Source organism: Chryseobacterium sp. CH25 (genome assembly GCF_004119455.1).
Taxonomy (GTDB): Bacteria; Bacteroidota; Bacteroidia; order Flavobacteriales; family Weeksellaceae; genus Chryseobacterium.
This window is the reverse complement of sequence record NZ_NRQT01000006.1, coordinates 87,340-107,726: the sequence shown is the minus strand read 5'-3', so window position 1 is coordinate 107,726 and position 20,387 is coordinate 87,340. Positions and strand designations below refer to the sequence as shown.

15 protein-coding genes are annotated in these 20,387 nt (G+C 35.8%); 11 read left to right on the top strand and 4 right to left on the bottom strand.

All coding sequences use genetic code 11. The features are described from left to right. Nucleotides 1-292 precede the first annotated feature (292 nt). Nucleotides 293-2,419 (bottom strand): outer membrane beta-barrel family protein, encoded by a 2,127-nt coding sequence (locus BOQ64_RS15540; protein ID WP_129059106.1) that lies wholly within the window; start codon nt 2,417-2,419, stop codon nt 293-295. A gap of 179 nt (nt 2,420-2,598) precedes the next feature. Between BOQ64_RS15540 and BOQ64_RS15535 the strand changes: the two genes are divergently transcribed. Both BOQ64_RS15535 and BOQ64_RS15530 read left to right on the top strand, forming a co-directional pair. Beyond that, on the top strand, nt 2,599-3,606 hold the full coding sequence (locus BOQ64_RS15535) for a sensor histidine kinase (RefSeq protein ID WP_129059105.1): 1,008 nt from the start codon (nt 2,599-2,601) through the stop codon (nt 3,604-3,606). Continuing rightward, nucleotides 3,599-4,273, top strand: a complete 675-nt coding sequence (locus BOQ64_RS15530) for a LytR/AlgR family response regulator transcription factor (protein WP_129059104.1) — start codon at nt 3,599-3,601, stop codon at nt 4,271-4,273. The genes BOQ64_RS15535 and BOQ64_RS15530 overlap by 8 nt, the downstream gene beginning before the upstream one ends. 315 nt (nt 4,274-4,588) lie before the next feature. Here BOQ64_RS15530 and BOQ64_RS15525 read toward each other — a convergent pair whose 3' ends face one another. Both BOQ64_RS15525 and BOQ64_RS15520 read right to left on the bottom strand, forming a co-directional pair. After that, on the bottom strand, nt 4,589-6,856 hold the full coding sequence (locus BOQ64_RS15525) for an aconitate hydratase (protein WP_129059103.1): 2,268 nt from the start codon (nt 6,854-6,856) through the stop codon (nt 4,589-4,591). Between the two features lie 315 nt (nt 6,857-7,171). Further along, the gene (locus BOQ64_RS15520) at nt 7,172-9,955 is read right to left on the bottom strand and encodes a bifunctional aconitate hydratase 2/2-methylisocitrate dehydratase (RefSeq protein ID WP_129059102.1); all 2,784 of its coding nucleotides are present in this window, start codon (nt 9,953-9,955) and stop codon (nt 7,172-7,174) included. Between the two features lie 290 nt (nt 9,956-10,245). On the opposite strand from BOQ64_RS15520, the gene BOQ64_RS24050 reads away from it, so the two are divergent. From BOQ64_RS24050 to BOQ64_RS15480, 9 genes are all read left to right on the top strand, one after another. After that, nucleotides 10,246-10,557, top strand: a complete 312-nt coding sequence (locus BOQ64_RS24050) for a hypothetical protein (protein ID WP_228448415.1) — start codon at nt 10,246-10,248, stop codon at nt 10,555-10,557. Next, a complete protein-coding gene (locus BOQ64_RS24045) occupies nt 10,554-11,018 on the top strand; it encodes a hypothetical protein (protein ID WP_228448414.1) in 465 nt (154 codons plus the stop codon). Before BOQ64_RS24050 ends, BOQ64_RS24045 begins: the two co-directional genes overlap by 4 nt. Nucleotides 11,019-11,356: 338 nt before the next feature. Further along, complete coding sequence (locus BOQ64_RS15510) at nt 11,357-13,474, top strand: TonB-dependent receptor (RefSeq protein ID WP_129059753.1); 2,118 nt, start codon at nt 11,357-11,359, stop codon at nt 13,472-13,474. Nucleotides 13,475-13,655: 181 nt separating this feature from the next. Further along, nucleotides 13,656-14,408: a hypothetical protein gene (locus BOQ64_RS15505; protein WP_129059101.1), complete on the top strand. Its 753-nt coding sequence runs from the start codon at nt 13,656-13,658 to the stop codon at nt 14,406-14,408. Then, a complete protein-coding gene (locus tag BOQ64_RS15500; RefSeq protein ID WP_045501370.1) occupies nt 14,396-14,947 on the top strand; it encodes an acyl-CoA thioesterase in 552 nt (183 codons plus the stop codon). The genes BOQ64_RS15505 and BOQ64_RS15500 overlap by 13 nt, the downstream gene beginning before the upstream one ends. Before the next feature lie 142 nt (nt 14,948-15,089). After that, nucleotides 15,090-16,019 carry a 2-hydroxyacid dehydrogenase gene (locus BOQ64_RS15495; protein WP_129059100.1) on the top strand — a complete coding sequence of 310 codons (930 nt, stop codon included), beginning with the start codon at nt 15,090-15,092 and terminating at the stop codon, nt 16,017-16,019. 169 nt (nt 16,020-16,188) lie between these two features. Next, on the top strand, nt 16,189-17,451 hold the full coding sequence (locus tag BOQ64_RS15490) for a serine hydrolase domain-containing protein (protein WP_129059099.1): 1,263 nt from the start codon (nt 16,189-16,191) through the stop codon (nt 17,449-17,451). Between the two features lie 25 nt (nt 17,452-17,476). Continuing rightward, nucleotides 17,477-19,255, top strand: coding sequence for an Ig-like domain-containing protein (locus tag BOQ64_RS15485; RefSeq protein ID WP_129059098.1), 1,779 nt, complete (start codon nt 17,477-17,479; stop codon nt 19,253-19,255). 5 nt (nt 19,256-19,260) lie between these two features. Continuing rightward, nucleotides 19,261-19,719: a heme-binding domain-containing protein gene (locus BOQ64_RS15480; RefSeq protein WP_129059097.1), complete on the top strand. Its 459-nt coding sequence runs from the start codon at nt 19,261-19,263 to the stop codon at nt 19,717-19,719. A 145-nt stretch (nt 19,720-19,864) separates the two neighbouring features. Here the strand turns inward: BOQ64_RS15480 and BOQ64_RS15475 are convergent, their stop codons facing one another. Then, nucleotides 19,865-20,377 (bottom strand): NUDIX hydrolase, encoded by a 513-nt coding sequence (locus BOQ64_RS15475; RefSeq protein ID WP_129059096.1) that lies wholly within the window; start codon nt 20,375-20,377, stop codon nt 19,865-19,867. Between the last annotated feature and the right edge of the window lie 10 nt (nt 20,378-20,387).

Sequence of the window (20,387 nt, the reverse complement as noted above, 5' to 3'; positions counted from 1 at the left end):
TATTAATTTTTAGAATTGCATATTATCACAATGATGGTATGGAAGGTATTTCTGAGTGTTTTGAAAAATAGTCTAATAAAATGTAGGAGTTTGAAACTGGAAAGCTGAAAGTCATAAATTTCCTAAAATGTTTGTGTTTTTTTAAGAGAACTTTATGGCCTTAATCAGTATGTGTATGATTAAGAATAACTTTCAGCTTTTCTCTTCCAGCTTCCACTTTTTAACTTTCCCTGTTCATTACAAATTCTCACGGTTATTAGTTTTTGTATAGAGAAGGTTAAAAGTTTTTAAGTTATTGAGCTCTTTGTTTTTCTTCAAAATTAACGGCTCTGGTATTGGATTTTACTTTCTGATTTCCAAAATTATAAGTCACACTTATATTCAGTTTTCTGGCGTCCCAATAATTATTAAAAGATTGAGTATTATCAGCATAATAAGCATCTCCTATGAATCTGCCTTGTTTAAAGATGTCTGTTACAGAAAGGTTAATTTGAAAAGCTTTTTCTATAAAACTCATTTTTATTCCTGCATCCAGGCTTCCCATGTTTTTCTGATATGTATTTCCATCTCTGGTTGGTAATGTTTCCCAATAATTCACGAAGAAGAAAAATGTTTTAGCCTTATTGAGCTGAAAAGTATTTTTCAATGAATAATAAAATGACTGTCCGTTCTTTGGGATAAGGTTGAACTTCGTAATCTGCGTTTCATTATAACTGAAAGACGTAGAGATATTACTTTCCCAGAATTTAAAGAAGGTATCTGTATAATTGAAATTAATCCCATAAGTATTCTGATTGTAATAATTATAATAGCTGCTGGTAACAGATTGGTAATCAAGAAATAAGATCTGACCAAAATTATTGGTTGTTCTCTGGTAATACAGATTGGCGGAAAATTTATTTTTAAAAATATAATTAAACTCAATATTATCATTGAAAGAAGGCTGCAATTCAGGATTTCCGGCATAATAACTGCGTGGATTAGAATACCATCTGAAAGGATTCAAAGCATGAAAGCTAGGACGGTTAATTCTTCTTGAATAATTAAGACTGAACTGATTGCTGCTATTGGCTTTATACGAGATATAAGCTGTAGGAAAGAACTTTCCGTAATTGTTCTCTGTCTGTGACTGTGTAGTAGGAGAGTAGCTGTTGGTCTGAACATATTCATAGCGGATACCTGCCTTGGCTGACCATTTTTCACCAAAATCCTTACCGGCACTGATATAGGCTGCATAATTCTTCTCATTATACTCAAACTGATTGGTTTTGTTCAAATCAATTTCATAATTTCCATTTTTCAGATCAAAATATTCAATATCTGAATTATTGGAGAACTGGCTGTATTTAGCACCGGTTTCTACCTGTATTTTTTTAAAATTTAATGTAAGGTCTGCTTGTGCGGATGAAATCTTATAATCTACAGCAGACAGATTTCGAACCGTTTCTTTAGAGCTATCCGAAAGATCTGTAGTGATAAAATTAACCTGAGTATCAGGAGTATTGCCATAATAATTATATCCCAGGCTTAATTTATGATCTCCAAATTTATGATCAAAATAAGTATTCAACATTTGTGTTGTAAAAGCAGAACGGTGCTGAGAGTTTGTCTCTGTTAATAGCGTAGGCGTATTTCCGGTGAAGTAATTTTGAGTAGAATAAATATCCATATCAATATTTCCTTTTGTAATATCATAGATGAATCCGATATTAGATTGATCTGAAAGAGAATAATCAACATTTGCATTAAGTCCAAGACCATTGTACATATCCCTTCTTTCATCTCTGCTGAAGGAAGACTCATTCCCAACAATCTTGAAGTTTTCTACAGAACGTTTTGCTGTATCAAATCCCTGAAATTTTACGGTTGCCTTTATTTTTTTATCCTGGTAGTTGATTCCTGTTGCACCACCAAAGCTCCCATAAGTCCTTTGATTATAATAAGTATTTAAATATCCGCTCCAGCCAAGATCTACATTCTTTTTTAATACAATATTGATAATTCCGCTGTTTCCCTGGGCCTCATATTTTGCTGGGGGAGTTGTAATTACCTCAATTTTCAGGATGTTTTCTGAACGAAGGTTTCTCAAGTAATTGATAAGCTCAACACCAGAAAGATTCAGCATTCTGTCGTTTACCATTACAGAAACCCCGTTTTTCCCAGCTATAGAAACAATTCCTTTGTCCTCATCCACTTTAAGTAGAGGATTGCTTGCTAATACTTCAGTTCCACTGCTTCCATTAGATAGCATAGAGTTTTGAATATTATAAACAAGGCGATCTACTTTACGCTCTACTAAAGCTTTTTTGCCATTTACCATGACCGTTTCAATAGTTTTTACATTGTTAGCAGAATCTTTCGTTTGTCCAGCTGCAAAAGCACTTAATAAAGTGGCGATAAGAAGGATATGCGGTTTCATAGGAGTTTCAGGTTCTGTTTTCGTTATTTTCTGAAGCAAAGGTATTGTGCAGTCTTTTCCTCTGAAACAGCTTTTAGATAAAGGGTGAGTTTTTACCTTTTAATTTATTTTCATCGATAAAATGAGTGGGTTTATCGAAAATTGAGCTTTTGATAGAAGTGAACAATTATTTTTGTGCTATGAAACAAAAACAATTGCTTTTCCTGCATCTCTTCTACTGGGGTATGTTCTTGGTAGGAATTATTATTGTTCCTTATTTTGTCTTTAACAAAGGACATTTTATTTTGGGCTTAACTTATTGTCTGACCAGTTTTGTATGCTTTTATTTCAACTATTTTTTTATTGTTCCCAAATTTTTTGAAATAAATAAACTGTATAAGGCTATTGCTGGATTTTTCATTAGTGTTACCTGCTTTGTTTTGGTACGTTATTTTGCAGAAGAGGTAGTGCTGAATCATTTTTTTGGAATCAGTAATTATCCAGAGGAAACAGAGTTCTGGTATTATTTTTTTGATAATATTTACAATAGTGTCACACCTATCTTTATGAGTACGGTTTTCTGCTTATTTAAAATATATTCTTCCCTTGATGCAGAAAGACTTCAGCTGGTGGAAGAAAAGAAAAGTGCAGAACTGAAGGCGTTAAAAACCCAGATTAACCCACATTTTATTTTTAACACATTAAATAACATTTATTCACTGGTTTATCAGAAGTCGGAGAAAGCATTACCTGCCATCGAAGAACTCGGACAGTTATTAAGATACAGTACAAAAGACCTTGAAAAAGATTGTATTACTCTTGATAAAGAAATTGGATATATAGATAGCCTGATAGAGCTGGAAAAGTTGAGACTCAGAAATCCGGAACTTATTCTTGTGGAAAAAAATATTAAGCATCCTCATCTCAATATTTCACCGATGCTATTGGTACCATTTGTTGAAAATGCTTTTAAGCATGGAGATCTTCGTGGTAAAGGGTTTGAACTGAGAATTTCAGATCATAATAAAGTGTTACATTTTTACCTTTTAAATTTTAAAAAAGAGAGGATGAAAGATTCCGTTTCCGGAATTGGTATTCAGAATGTTAAAAAGCGACTGGAAATATTATATCCAAAGCATGAGCTGAACATCAAAGATTCCGAAACAGAATTTATTGTAGATTTAAAAATTGATTTAAAGGATGAGTAAAATTAAATGTATCATCGTTGATGACGAACCTCTGGCCATTTCTCTTCTGGAACAGTATGTACAGAAAATTCCTTTTCTTGAACTGGTTTTCTCTACAGAAAATCCTATTGAGGCATTAGAGTATATTCAGAATAATGGTTCGGACCTTATCTTTCTGGATATTCAGATGCCGGAGCTTACAGGAATCAATTTTATGAAGATTGTAGGGCCCAAACAAAAGTATATTTTAACAACAGCATATTCAGAATATGCGCTGGAAGGGTATGAACATAATATTGTGGATTATCTTCTCAAACCAATATCCTTTGACAGATTTCTGAAAAGTGCTATGAAGGCTCAGGAAAGGTTTTCTTTTAAGGAAGAAGATGCTCATTTTTTCGTTAAATCTTCCGGGCAGCAACATCGCATTAACTTTAATGAGATTCTTTATATTGAAAGTATAAAAGACTATGTAAACATCCGCACTGCCGGGGATGAGTATATCGTTCTGGACACACTTAAATCTATGGAAAGCCAGCTTTCTGATAAGTTTGTAAGGATTCATAAGTCTTTCATTATAAATCTGGATAAAATTAAAAGTATTGGAGCCAAAAAGCTTGTGTTATCGGAACAGGAAATTCCAATAGGGGATAGTTATAGGTCTAATCTTTTAGAGAAATTAAAATAGAGAATGCTTATTCAATAAGGTTTAGAAGTATCCAACCATTCAGAATCTGCGTAATCAGCAAAATCTGCGAGAAATAAAAATCAAGTAGATTTCGGAGATTGAGCAGATCTTTTTTAGGTTTTGGCTAAAGCCAATGGATTTGTTATTGATGATGAAAGCGGGCTAAAGTCCACTCCTATTGAATTTTACAGCTTCCGCATTTATAGATTTATGAATACATAAATATGAGCGTGAATCATTTTTATAGAAATAAAACAAAAAAGACGGCTTCCATAGAAGCCGTCTTTTATCATTAATCGATCTAACAATTAATTCTTATTTCTCTTGTTGTTTAATCAAGTTCAGTGCAGAACCAGCTTTGAACCAATCAATCTGTTGATCGTTGTAAGTGTGGTTAGCCATGATGATGTCTTTAGTTCCGTCTTTGTGAACGAATTCTAAAGTTAATTGTTTTCCTGGAGCAAACTGATCAAGATCTAAGAAGTTAACCGTGTCATCTTCCAGTATTTTGTCATAATCAGCCTCATTAGCGAAAGTGATTCCCAGCATTCCTTGTTTTTTAAGGTTCGTTTCATGGATTCTCGCAAATGATTTTACCAATACTGCTTTTACACCAAGGTGTCTAGGCTCCATCGCAGCGTGTTCTCTTGAAGAACCTTCACCATAATTCTGGTCTCCTACAACAATGGTTGGCACTCCTGCAGCTTTGTAAGCTCTTTGTACAGCAGGAACTTCCCCATATTCACCCGTTAATTCATTTTTAACGTGGTTAGTTTCCATGTTATAAGCGTTTACAGCTCCAATTAACATGTTGTTGGAAATATTGTCTAAGTGACCTCTGTATTTCAACCATGGCCCAGCCATAGAAATGTGGTCAGTAGTACATTTTCCGAAAGCTTTGATTAATACTTTCGCTCCTGTAATATTTTTACCATCCCAAGCCGGGAATTCTTCCAATAACTGAAGTCTGTCTGAAGTAGGGCTTACATTAACAACCACTTTAGATCCGTCCTCAGAAGGAGCTTGATAACCATTGTCATCTACAGCAAATCCTTTTGCAGGAAGTTCATATCCTTTAGGTTCATTAAGTTTTACCTGCTCACCAGCTTCGTTGGTTAACGTATCTGTAATTGGGTTGAAATCTAATCTACCTGAGATAGCCACAGCAGCTACCATTTCTGGAGAAGCTACGAATGCGTGGGTATTTGGGTTACCATCAGCTCTTTTTGCAAAGTTTCTGTTGAAAGAGTGAATAATCGAGTTTTTCTCTCCTTTTTCAGCGCCTTCTCTGTCCCATTGTCCGATACAAGGTCCACAAGCGTTAGTAAAGATTCTTGCGTTTTCAAATTTTCTGAATGAATCTAAGAATCCGTCTCTTTCCGCTGTAAATTTCACCTGCTCAGAACCTGGATTAATACCTAAAATTGCTTTAGGTTTTACTCCTTTAGATACAGCATCTTCTACAATAGAAGCCGCTCTTGATAAATCTTCATAAGAAGAGTTGGTACAAGAACCTATTAGTGCCCACTCAACTTCTAATGGCCATCCGTTAGCTTCAGCTTTAGCTCTGAATTCAGCAACAGGAGTTGCCAAATCGGGAGTGAAAGGTCCGTTTAAGTGTGGAGTCAGTTCAGAAAGGTTGATTTCAATTAATTGGTCAAAATATTGTTCTGGGTTTGCGTATACTTCAGCATCCCCTGTTAAGTGTTCAGCAATTTTATCTGCTGCATCTACTACATCTTGTCTTCCTGTTGCAGACAGATATCTTCTCATAGAATCATCATATCCGAAAGTAGAAGTTGTAGCCCCGATTTCAGCACCCATGTTACAGATCGTACCTTTTCCGGTTGCAGAAAGGGATTCAGCCCCTTCACCGAAGTATTCTACGATGCATCCTGTACCTCCTTTTACAGTAAGAATTCCTGCTACTTTTAAGATAACATCTTTCGCAGAAGTCCAGCCATTCATTTTACCGGTTAATTTAACCCCGATAAGTTTAGGCATTTTAAGCTCCCAGGCCATTCCTGCCATTACGTCTACTGCATCAGCACCCCCAACACCAATGGCAACCATTCCTAGTCCGCCAGCATTTACAGTGTGAGAATCGGTCCCGATCATCATACCTCCAGGGAAAGCATAGTTTTCCAATACAACCTGGTGAATGATCCCTGCTCCTGGCTTCCAGAATCCGATTCCGTACTTATCACATACAGAACTTAAGAAGTTGAATACCTCAGAGTTTTTGTTAATACCTTCCTGTAAATCTTTATCAGCACCTACTTTCGCCTGGATCAGGTGATCTGCGTGAGCGGTTGAAGGAACAGCTACTTTAGCTTTTCCTGCCTGCATGAACTGTAAAAGCGCCATTTGCGCTGTTGCATCCTGCATAGCCACTCTGTCCGGTGCAAAATCTACATAAGAGTTTCCTCTTTCATGTGCTTGTGTAGCATTTCCTTCCCAAAGGTGGGTGTAAAGAATTTTTTCTGAAAGGGTAAGAGGTTTTCCCACGATCTGTCTTGCTGCAGCAATTCTTTCAGGGTAACGCTCGTACACTTTTTTGATCATATCAATATCAAAAGTCATATCGTATTTAGTTTTGTTCTTTTTCCGTTATTGTTTCTTTCTCTGATATTTTAAAGAGAAAAATCGTTTTTAATACATCAAAAAACATTCCTATAATCCATAAATAGGGCTGTTTTGATTCTAAAATCAAGAGATTTTATAACTTTCAATTTAAGAAAAAATAGATTCTATTTTCTTCATTTTCTCGGAAAAAAATCGTATTTAAAGTAAAATAGAACGATTCTAAACAAAAAATGGAAGATTTTAAATCCAAAAGGACTAAAATCTTCCATTAATATGATTTTCAATAGTCTTACGACTTATTGTTCAATGCTATTAGTGAGCGCTTGTACTTGTTAATTCCTTGATAGAAGGTACAAAAGTAGTCAGGTCAATTCCTTCAACAGCTGCTTTGTATTCTTCAATACTTGGGATTCTTCCGATGATCGCAGAAAGAACTACAACCGGAGTTGAAGCCAATAAAGACTCTCCTTTTTTACGTTCAGAGTCTTCTACAACTCTTCCTTGGAATAAACGAGTAGAAGTAGCTAAAACAGTATCTCCTTTTGCTGCTTTTTCCTGGTTACCCATACAAAGGTTACATCCAGGACGCTCAAGGTACATTACGTTTTCGTATTCTGTACGAGCTTCACCTTTAGGAGCATTATCATTAAATTCAAAACCTGAATATTTCTCTAATAATTCCCAGTCACCTTCAGCTTTTAACTCGTCAATGATGTTGTAAGTAGGAGCTGCTACAACTAGAGGAGCGCTGAATTCTACTTTACCATTTTGTTTTTCAAGGTTTCTCAACATCTGAGAAACAATCTTAAGGTCTCCTTTGTGAACCATACAAGATCCTACGAAACCAAGATCTACTTTTTTCTCACCACCATAGTAAGAAAGATCTCTGATGGTATCGTGAGTATATCTCTTAGAAACATCATCATTGTTTACATCCGGGTCAGCAATCATAGGTTCTACGATTACGTCAAGATCTACAACAACTTCAGCATAATATTTAGCGTTAGCATCTGGAGTAAGCGCTGGTTTCTCACCTGACTTGATCTCTTCGATTCTCTTATTCGCTTTGTCAATTAATCCCTGAAGAACTTTGTTGTGGTTATCCATTCCTTTATCAATCATGATCTGGATTCTGCCTTTAGCGATTTCCAATGATTCGATTAGAGTATTATCTTCAGAAATGTTGATAGACGCTTTAGCTTTCATTTCAGCAGTCCAGTCTGTAAACGTGAACGCCTGGTCAGCAGGAAGTGTTCCGATGTGAACCTCAATGATTCTTCCCTGGAATACATTCTCTCCTCCGAATTGCTTCAACATCTGAGCCTGAGTAGCGTGAACTACATCACGGAAATCCATGTGAGGCTTCATTTCACCTTTGAATGTTACTTTTACAGATTCCGGGATTGGCATTGAAGCTTCACCTGTAGCTAATGCAAGAGCAACAGTTCCAGAGTCAGCTCCGAAAGCAACTCCTTTAGACATTCTTGTGTGAGAGTCACCACCAATGATGATTGCCCACTCGTCTACCGTGATATCGTTAAGGACTTTGTGAATAACGTCAGTCATTGAGTGATATTCACCTTTCGGGTCACGAGCTGTGATTAATCCGAAATCGTTCATGAATTTCATTAGCTTAGGAATGTTCGCCTGAGCTTTTTTATCCCAAACTGAAGCGGTGTGACAGCCTGATTGGTAAGCACCGTCAACAATTGGAGAAATTACAGTAGCCGCCATTGATTCAAGCTCCTGAGAAGTCATAAGACCTGTCGTATCCTGAGAACCAACAATGTTTACCTGTACACGAACGTCAGAACCAGCGTGTAGTACTTTTCCTGGTGTAGTTCCTACGGCATTTCTGTTGAAGATTTTTTCAACAGCTGTAAGACCTTGCCCTTCGTGAGAAATTTCTTTTGATGGAGCAAAAACAACCGGAGCTTCTACTCCTAAAGTCTGAGCTGCAAATGTCTGTAACTTCTTACCGAATACAATTGCGTAAGATCCTCCAGCTTTGATGAATTCCATCTTTTGTGGAGTGAAAGACTTCGTAAGGTCAATCAGTTCCTGATCTCCGTTATATAATTTCTTTTCTTTAGTATTAATCGTTAAAACAGTTCCTGTAGCTACTGAATAAGCTTCTTCAAGAACGATGTCACCATTTTCGTTACGAACAGGGTTTCCGTTTTCGTCAACTTTCTTCACCCAGTTCTTAAGGTCAACACCAATACCTCCGGTAACATCAACTGTAGTAAGGAAGATTGGAGAAATACCATTTGTTCCTCCTACGATTGGAGCAATGTTTACGAATGGTACATAAGGACTCGCCTGCTTACCAGTCCATAAAGCTACGTTGTTTACTCCTGACATTCTGGATGAACCTACACCCATTGTTCCTTTTTCAGCGATAAGCATAACGCTTGCATCAGGATGTTTAGCCTGTAAAGCTTTGATTTCTTCCTGAGCTTCAGGAGTAATCATACATTTACCATGAAGTTCACGGTCTGATCTTGAGTGAGCCTGGTTACCTGGAGAAAGTAAATCGGTAGAAATGTCTCCTTCACCAGCAATATAAGTAACTACTTTGATTTCTTCAGCTACTTCTGGTAGCTTAGTGAAGAACTCAGCTTTTGCGTAGCTTTCTAAAATTTCTTTAGCGATGGCATTTCCGCTGTTGTATGCCTCTTTTAAACGGTTAGTGTCCGCTTCATAAAGGAAAACCTGAGTTTTAAGAACGTCTGCAGCCTGTTGAGCAATAGCAGGATCGTTACCTAAAGCTAAGTCTAATAATACTTCGATAGATTTACCTCCTTTCATGTGAGATAATAATTCGAAAGCAAAAGCCTGAGAGATTTCTTCTACTACGGATTCACCTAGAATGATCTCTTTTAAAAATTTAGCCTTTACACCAGCTGCACTTGTTGTACCTGGTAGGGTGTTGTAGATGAAAAACTTAAGAGAGTCTGCTCGATCTGCATTACCTGAGTCTTTAATTTGTGCGATGATTTCGCTTAGTAATTCAGCACCATCAATTGGCTTTGGATGAAGCCCCTGGTTTTTTCTTTCTTCAATCTCTTTGATGTAATCCTTATAAATATTCATAATAGAAGGTCTTTCAATATTAAAGGTAGAGTATTTCGCTGCTTCTTTACTGTTTTGTATAACACCGTTAATGACATTTTGAGATCTCGCTTGTGATGCAACATTAACCAAAGAAGGTCAGCATAATCTACTTTTTTTTAAAAAGTTTTTTAAATTATTAAACAATTCAAAATGCACCCCAAATTTACAAAATTTTACTATTTTATGAGAGTGAAATTATTTAGATTCTTTATAAATATGATTTTGATAATTTCTATTTTTGGCCGTAATATTGCAGACAAATGGTGAATATGAAAAATATCCTGAATGTTTTATGCGTTTTTATTTCGATTTCTGTTTTCTCTCAGACTAAATCTGTGAAGAAACCTGCGGTTAAAAACGTTACGAAAACTACCGTGAAAAAAGAGAAAAATGCAGCAGTTAGGCACAATCCCGACCTGGTAGTAATCAATAAAGATCTTCCACTTCTCATTCCTAAAAAGAAGGGAGATAGTTTCGGGTATGTGAATCAAAATGGAAAATACATTATTCAACCGGAGTATCATATCGCTGTATTTTTTATGAAGACTGCAATCTTCTCAATTCTCCGAATGAAAAAGTGAGAAAATATGGGTCAAAAGATTATGCAACGGTAGAAAAAGACATGATTTCTTATAGAGTAGATCATTCAGGAAAAAGGGTCTATAAGTTTAAAGATGCAGATCTTGGTAAATGTAAATTTGAAGAGTACAAACAACAACTTTTCCAGGCCTATGTTCTCAATGGGTTCTATGGAATTATTGAAAAAGCAAAATTTGTGAATGCTGCAGACTACCGTCAATACCAGATTTATCCGCAATATCAGTATTTGTACATCATGGAAGGTGATGATGTTGCAGATCCGATGATTGTGGCGTCCAATAATGACAAATTCGGAGTTATTGATGTGAATAACAAAATCATTGTCCCTTTCGAATATGCCAATATTAAAAGAAACTTCAGCTGGAAGCTGGGGAAAATGTTTGAGGTCACAAAAGACGGCAAAAACTATTACTATATTGATGCGAATAATAAAACATACTAAAGGATAAGTGATGAATGATAAATGATGATTACTTATTACTTATGAAGGTTTTATAACTCTAATTTTTTCATATAACAAAACCTTCCTACTAAAGCTTTTCTTATCATCTCGTAACCAAATACCTCGCATCACGAACCCTGTATCCCGAAAACATCACCATCTCATATATTTTTTGTAATTTCGCGGCTGAAATAAAGGGGTGCTTTAACAGGCTGAGATTATACCCACTGAACCTGGAACAGGTAATGCTGTTTAGGGACGTCAACTCTACTGAGGGTTGAATTTGTATAATATCTTATCGATCCCCTTTTATTCATTAAATGTTAAAGATTTATAGAATGAAAGGATTATTTTTTTTAGGGCTAAGTGTAGGCTCTGTAGCCTTTATTCAGGCTCAAAAAACGGATTCTCTGAAGATCAGAGAAATAGAAGCGGTCAGCTTTACGAAAAGACTTCCTGTTGCTAAGGAAATTATCAATGTTCAGAAAGATTTAGACGGTAAAAATTTAGGACAGGATCTTCCTATCCTTTTAAAAAATCAAACTTCAATCATTTCCACTTCGGATGCAGGTAATGGTGTGGGGTATACAGGTTTTAGAATTCGTGGGGTTTCCGGAACGGCTATCAATGTGATGATGAATGGTGTTCCTTATAATGATTCTGAAAGTCAGGGTACCTTTTTTGTCAATGTGCCGGATTTAACGAGTTCTGCTTCGCAAATTGTGATTCAGAGAGGTGTAGGGACTTCTAACAATGGAGTTTCTGCCTTCGGTGCAAGTATCAATGTGATTTCAAGAGAGCCGGAAGAGAAGTTTTATTTTAAGACTGATGATAGCTACGGTTCCTTCAATACTTATAAATACTCAGCTGAGGTAGGTTCCGGAAAATTCTGGAAAGACCGTCTTTCTGTGATGGGAAGATACACCAATATTCATTCGGATGGATATATAGACAGAGCTTCTTCTGATCTTCATTCTTACAACTTTACAGCTTTATTTGAAGAAGGAAAAACCAAATTACGTTTAATGGCTTTTGGTGGGAAAGAAAAGACTTATCAGGCATGGAACGGAATCAGCAGAGAAATGTGGGAAACGAATCCAAGGTTTAACAGTTCTGGTAAGATTAAGGATGCTAATGGAAATATTGTAGACTTCTATGATAACGAAACAGATAATTACAGACAGAACCATTATCAGTTGTTATGGGAACAGAAGTTCAATGACCGTTGGAATTTAGAGACTACTTTTCACTACACCAAAGGAAAAGGATACTACGAAAACTATAAGCAGGCAAGTTCTTTCTCAAAATATCATCTTCCTAATATTATTGATGGTGGACAAACCATTACGAAATCAGATTTCATCAGGAAAAAATGGTTAGATAATGATTTCTACGGAGTAGTTTCTACTTTATATGGTAAGTTTGAAAACCTTGATTTAAACTTTGGAGCTGTAGCCAATCAATACTACGGAAAACATTTCGGAAATGTTACCGGAGTATTTTATCCACAGATTAATGAAAGTGAATACTACAGAAACCGCTCCATAAAAAATGAAGTGTCTGGTTTTGCCAAGGCATTATTCAGAATGGATAATTTTGAATTCTTTGGTGATTTACAGCTTAGAAGTATCAATTACAATACAAAGATCATTATGGCTGGAGATGATGATGGGGCTGATCTGGATAAAAACTGGCTGTTCTTTAATCCAAAAGCGGGGGTAAATTATAAAATTAATGATGGGAAACTATTCCTGTCTTATGCGCATGCTCAAAGAGAACCTAACAGAGCAGATATCATGGCTAACAATGATGTAAAGCCTGAAAAATTACATGATTTTGAAGCTGGTTTTGAAAAGCAGTTTGGATTTTTATCTTTAACAGCTAACGTTTATTACATGTATTATGTGAATCAATTGGTTTTGAATGGTCAGCTTAACAGCGTTGGCGCATTTATCAGAACCAATTCAGGAAAAAGTTACAGACGTGGAGTAGAAGTTGGTGCATTGGCGAAACTTTCAAAACAATGGGAAGTTTCCGGAAACTTTACAGTAAGCCAGAACAGAAATCAGGATTTTAATATAGAAGTTGGGAAAACACCGGTAAGTCTGGGAAATACACAGATTTCATTTTCCCCAAATATGATTGCTAATCTAGGCGTAAGGTTTAATCCAAATAAAAATTTCCAGTTTGCTTTAATGAACCAATATGTAGGAAAACAATACATGGATAATACGGAAGATAAAAACCTGGAACTTAAAGATTACTTACTGACAGACTTTAATGCTCAGTATCAGTTTAAAATTGGTCACAATGATGTTGCATTAAAACTATTGGTGAATAACCTGTTCAATAAAAAATACGTGAATAACGGATCTGTTGCTGAAGACGGCGGCCCATTATATTTTGCTCAGGCAGGAACCAATTTCATGTTTGGAATCAGCTGGAAAATTCAATAGCGAAAAATAAAGTAATAACTGTAAATAAGTGAATTGCAAATTTATTCTGAAAAGAGATCAGAGATCATGAACAGTATACTTATTTTAATATGAAATATTCAAAAGGCTGCTTCGGCAGTCTTTTTTTATATGCGTTAAATATCTTCAAAAAGTCATGAAAAAGTTATAAATTTGCTGCCAAATGAATATTTCAGCATACATTTTAGAATATTTAAAACAATTTGGAACTGTCACGGTTCCAGGCTTTGGGGTGTTTTCTCTAAAAAATTCTAAAGCAATTATCAATTCAGAAAACGGAAGTATCCTGCCACCTGCAAGTCAGATTGAATTTACAATTGACTATGAAGTACAGGCCGAAGACCTTACTGTTTTCATTGCTAAAGAAAAACAGATGTCTGTAGAAGCTTCCAGAAGTGATCTGAAAATACAGACTGATTTTTGGAAGAAAAAACTTCAGGCAGAACAGGTTCTTGAAGTTCAAAATCTGGGAACCATCTTTATTGAAGAAGGACATACTCATTTCAAAGGAAAAAGAGTAGAAGCAGGACGTCCGGATTTTTTCGGACTGGAAGAGATCAGATTCTCCGATATCAATAATGGTGAGAAAGTAAAAACTTCAGAAAACGGAGAAAAAGATTATAAGTTCAAGAAGACAATCCTTTGGTTCTTCCTTTTGATAATTCCTATTCTCGGTATCGCATACTTTGCATTTACCCAGAAAGAACTGCTTTTCGGAAAGAAATCTTTTAATAAAGTGTCTGTACAGACTTCCACCCACAGAATTGTAAAAGATACGGTGAAAGTAATGGTACATACTCCAGAAACAGCTGTTTCAGATTCTCTGAAGAAAGATTCATTGATAAAACCTGCCGCAAAAACTATTAAAACAGTTCCGGCTGCTCCAAAAAACACTAAGAATAAATGGCAAAAATAAAAACAGCGTCAGAATCCCTGACTATTATGACCAATATCGTTCTTCCGAACGAAACAAACTCTCTAAGAAACCTTTTTGGTGGTGAACTTTTAGCAAAAATGGACAGATGTGCTTCCATTTCTGCAGCAAGACACTGTGAAAGAAGAGTAGTAACAGCATCTGTAAACCACGTTTCATTTAATCATCCGATTCCTGAAGGTGGAGTGGTAGTACTGGAATCTAAAGTTTCCAGAGCATTCTCTACTTCTATGGAAGTGTATGTGGATGTGTGGTCTGATGATCCGATTAATCAGAAAAAAATTCATACCAATTCTGGAATTTATACTTTCGTTGCGGTAGATGAATTTAACCGCCCGATTCCAATTCCTGATATGGTGCCGGAAACAGAAGAGGAAAAAGAAAGATATGCAGCTGCATTCCGTAGAAAAGAACTTTCATTGATCCTTTCCGGAAGAATGAAACCTTTGGAATCTGTAGAGCTTAAGAAATTGTTCCAGGAGCCTGAAGAGCCGCAAACTTCTAAGAAAGATAAAAAATAAAAACTTGAAATGCTTTTAATACTGGAACTTCCAAATTAAAAGCATTTTATTTTTATATCCGTTTAAAAATTACAAGCATTTCTGTATGAAAATGCAGATTGTGCTATTTGTGAAATCAATTTGTGTCATTTGTGTTTAAATTATGAAAATTCTCCTTTTAGATAAAAATCACCCTCTCATCACTGAACAGCTTTTAGCGAAAAACTTTATATTGGAAGAAGACTTTACTTCCACTTATGATGAGGTTTGTGATAAAATCAAAAATTATGATGGCATCATTATCAGAAGCCGTATCCCTTTAGATAAAAACTTTCTTGAGCATGCACAAAACCTGAAATTTATTGCAAGAGTAGGGGCAGGAATGGAAAATATTGATATTCCTGTGGCTGAAAAATTAGGCATTCAATTAATCAACTCTCCGGAAGGAAACAGAGACTCAGTAGCAGAACATGTTGTTGGAATGCTGTTGGTGCTGATGAACAGACTTTTCATTGCTTCACAGGAAGTAAAGAACGGAATCTGGAAGCGTGAAGAAAACAGAGGTGATGAATTGCTTGGGAAAACTGTAGGATTGATTGGATATGGAAATATGGGAAAAGCTACGGCTAAAAGACTTTCAGGTTTTGGCTGTAAAGTGGTCTTCCATGACATACTTCCGGGACTTTCTGATGAATTTGCTACTCAGGTTACATTAGATGAATTGAAAGAGACTGCTGAGGTATTGAGTTTACATATTCCTTTAACGTCTGAAACCCATTATCTTATTGATGAAGCGTTCATTTCCGAGATGAAAAATAACTTCTATTTTGTGAACACAGCAAGAGGGAAAAATGTAGAAACTAAAAGTTTAGTAGAAGGGTTGAGATCAGGGAAAGTAAAAGGAGCTTGTCTGGATGTATTGGAATACGAAAAGTCCTCTTTTGAGCATCTTGAAACGGAAAATGAAGACCTGAAATATCTATTGGAATCTGAAAAAGCAATGGTAACTCCACATATTGCAGGCTGGACTCATCAGAGTAAAGAAAAATTAGCTCAGTTTATTGTAGATAAAATTCTGGCTTCACATAGTTAATAAATAAAGAAATTGGCTGAAGGGTTGAGAATGTAATGATATAGATTACTTTCTCAACCTTTTTGCTTTTTGTCCTTTCTTTCATTTATGTTAAATTATTCATAATGTCTCCTTCATATTTACAATTTATTTTCGACTTTTATTAAATTGCCGCTCATTTTTGAATCTTATGAAGATGCGTAATTTAGTACTTGCTGTAACGGTTGTTTTATCCCTTTTTTCCTGTAAAAATAAATCTGAATCCAAAGAGGCTTCAGCTGAAAATACTACCAACCTTCCAAATTATGGAAGTGTTGACCTAAGCCATGTTTTTACAAAAGAAGATGGATTGCTTTCCAATAAAGAATCTATAACAGGATATATTGACCAGTACTATAAAAAGATATGGGAAGGCGGAGACCTTAGCGGTGGTATTTTAGTCGCTAAAGGTGATGAAATTTTATACGAAAACTACAGAGGTTTCGGGAGAGAAGGCAATCAGATGCCAATTGATAAAAATACACCACTGCACGTGGCATCCGTTTCAAAAACATTAACGGCTATGGCTATGATGAAGCTGGTAGAAGCCGGAAAAATAAAACTTACCGATCATCTTACCCAATTCTTCCCTGGGTTTCCTTATCCGAATGTAACCGTTCAGACTTTATTGGATCAAAGAAGCGGATTACCGAAATACGAATATTTTATTACCAAAATACAGCCTGCTCCGGCAGAACTTTCCAAACAGTTTATTACGAATCAGGATGTGTTGAATATGATTATCAAATATAAACCGGACCTGGCAAGAGATACCGATACCGGATTTATGTATTGTAACACAAACTTTGCGCTATTGGCTTTACTGATTGAGAAAGTAACCAAAACTCCTTTTCCGCAGGCGATGAAAGAAATGGTCTTCACTCCATTGAAAATGACCAATACTTACATTTTCCAGGAAAAAGATATTCCAACAGCTGCACAGTCTTTCTATTACGGGGGAAATAAATTATATCCTTTAGATCGTCTGGATCTGATTTATGGAGATAAAAATGTCTATACTACGCCTAGAGATCTGTATAATTTCTCAAAAGCAATGTTCTCAAAAGACTTTCTGAAACCGGATCTGATGCAGATGGTGTTTACGCCTTACAGCAATGAAAAGGCAGGGATGAATAATTATGGACTAGGTTTTAGAATGAAAATATTTGATAACGGTGAAAAACTTACCTATCATAACGGGTGGTGGCATGGAACTAACTCTGTATTTGCCCACCTTTTAAAGTCTAAAGTTACCATTGTAGCGATCGGAAACAAATATTCAGGGAAGGTTTATACAGCACTTGCACTATCAGGATTATTTGAAAATTTCCCTTTACAGCAGGAGAAACTTCAAACTGTAATGAACGACAGCAAAGATAGTTTGAACAGCGGACACGAAGTTTTTGGAGAATAATGTTTACTTTTGCTTAAACATTTTCATGAGAAGATTTCTTTTATTATTTGTTATCTGTTTTCTTGTGCACTCCTGTGCAAGAGTGGGATCTCCTGTTGGAGGGCCTAAGGATACACTGGCCCCTAAGTTTTTAAGTTCAAATATTGATACTACAAGGATTAATGTAAAAAGAGATATCCACGAACTCCGTCTGGATTTTGATGAGTACGTAACCCTGAAGGATATCAATAAAAACCTTATCATTTCTCCGCCAATCAAAAATATAAAGCGAATTCTTCCATCGAGTATTGCCAATAAATTTGTTCTTATTCAGTGGGCAGATACACTTCAGGCTAATACCACGTATAATTTCAATTTTGGAAATTCTATTGCGGATAATAATGAGTCTAATATTCTAAGGTATTTCAATTTTGCTTTCTCTACCGGAGATAAACTGGATGATCTGTACATCAGTGGTGAAGTAAAAGATGCCATGCAGATCAAGAAGAAAACCGGGACCAATGAAAATAAAATGGTTGTTGGGTTGTATCAGGTAAAAGATACCATGAATTACAAGCAAAAACCATATTATATTACCAAGGTAGATGATGATGGATATTATGAACTGAACTACCTTTCTCCGGGAAAATATAAAATTATAGCTTTTGAAGATGAAAACGGAAATTCAATATATGATCCGGGAAAAGAAAAGATAGGATTTAAAAAAGAAGCTATTGATTTTGAAAAATCTATTTCTGGGTTGAATTTAAGTGTTTATCCATCTAAAAAACCTTTGAAATACTCTGAAATGAAAGAAATTGCCGGTGGAGTTCTTATGACATTTGAAGGCCATCCGGATGAGGTGAAAGTGGAGTCACTTAATGAAAAGCTTAAAGATATTAAAGTTACGCATACTCCAAAATCAGACTCAGTGAGAATCTGGTTTGATGCGGTGAAAAATAATATAGGTCAGGAAACCACCGAAAAATTGTTGTTCAGCCACAATATTGGCCCGAAAAAAGATACGGTGTATTCGGTTTCTCTATTCTATAAGTATAATAAGAAAAATGCAATGGATGTCTTCAGTGATAACGGAGGAGGTTCATTGGCTCCAAAATCTGATTTTAAGATTTCATCCAATTATTTTGTAGATAAAATAGACCCTTCAAAATGGAAACTGGCAGTTAAAGGAGATTCTTTGAATAGTCTACCTTTTACCGCTAAAATTTCGGAAACCAATCCTTATCAGATTTTGGTGAATTCTGATTTTGTTAGTGGGAAAGATTATCAGCTTACGATTCCTAAAGAAACGGTTTCTTCTTTCTACGCAAAGAATTCTCAATCTAAACGTTTTGATTTTACTGTTGAGAAAATAGATCAGGTTGGAAGTCTGGAGTTCACACTTTCCAATGCACCTGCATCTAATTACTGGATTCAGCTGCTGGATTCTTCAGATAAAGTAGTGTATCAAAAATATACCAAAGGGGATAAAGTGAAATTTGATTTCCTGAGACCTGAAGAATATGTTGTCCGGATATTAGTGGATAATAATAATGACAAGTATTGGGATGAAGCTGATTTCTCCACGGAAACCTTCGCTGAAGATGCTTATGTTTTCTATAAAAAAGCATTGGTAAGAGCCTTGTGGGAAACAAGAGAAGAATGGGATCTTAAAGACACAAGAACGCTTGATAATCCTAAGGGAACACCTGCTCCAACAGTACCGGTTACCCCACCGGTTTCTGAAGAAAAAGGTAAAGCTGTGGTGCAGGAAAGTAAAAAAGAGTTAAAATCTGAGAATGCAGTGATAACTCCGGTAAAATAGATATTATGAAGACGGCAAAGAAAATAATCTTTTGGACTCTGGTGGGATTTGTGCTCATTCAGTTTTTTCCAATGGATAGGGTGAATAAACCGGTTGATTCCAAGGTGAATTTTGTTCAGGTCAAGAATACTCCTGAAAAAGTAAGAACACTTCTTAAAAATGCTTGTTATGACTGTCATTCCAATGAAACGGTGTATCCTAAATATGCCTATGTGGCACCTATTTCTTGGTCTGTAAAAAGCCATGTTAATGACGGACGTCAGCGTCTTAATTTTTCTGTTTGGGGAACGTATAATAAAGAACTGAAAGAAAATATGCTTGATAGATCCATGGAAGCTCTTAAGCATAAAACAATGCCGCTACCTGGTTATATTGTTTATCATGACGAAGCTAAACTTACAGAGGCAGAAAGAACTCTGCTTATTCAGTATTTTGATGAAATGCTGAAATCTAAAACGTACTAATTAAAATATAATAATTCCCACAGGCTTCACAGGTCATCACAGAGTTTATATAATGTATCTGTTTAATTTGTGAAATCTGTGGGAAAATTGTTTTCTATCATAAAAAAACTCCCGCAGAAATCTGCGAGAGCCTATATTACAAAAATTATTTCTTCAGATAACTCTCGAAAAATCTCTTTTGAGAATCAAAAGCAATCTCATCAAGGCTTAGCTCCTGTAAAGGGATCCATATCGCTTCAGAGATTTCCGAAAGCTCAAGATTTACCTCAAACTTCTCCGAAACATTATATTCATAAAAGAGATCAATGGTATTGTAATCAATTTCTTTATACTGATAGATGTTCGGAAGACTGGTAAGGTATTTCAGGTTAGAAATATCAATATCAAGCTGAAGTTCTTCAAAAAGTTCCCTTTTACAGGTTTCTTCTGCACTTTCTTTAGGGTCAACAAAACCACCGGCCAGATCCAGTTTTCCTTTTTTAGGATCTCTGTTTCTTCTGGTAAGGTAAATTTCGTCACCACATCTTATAACAACGGCTACTGCGCCTGCTACATTATTGTACAGTGTGAAACCACATTCAGGACAACTCCATTTCTTTTCATTATCCCAATGTAAAGTCTCTTTGCCACAGCTTGGGCAATATTTCAATACTTTCATTCTTCTTTAA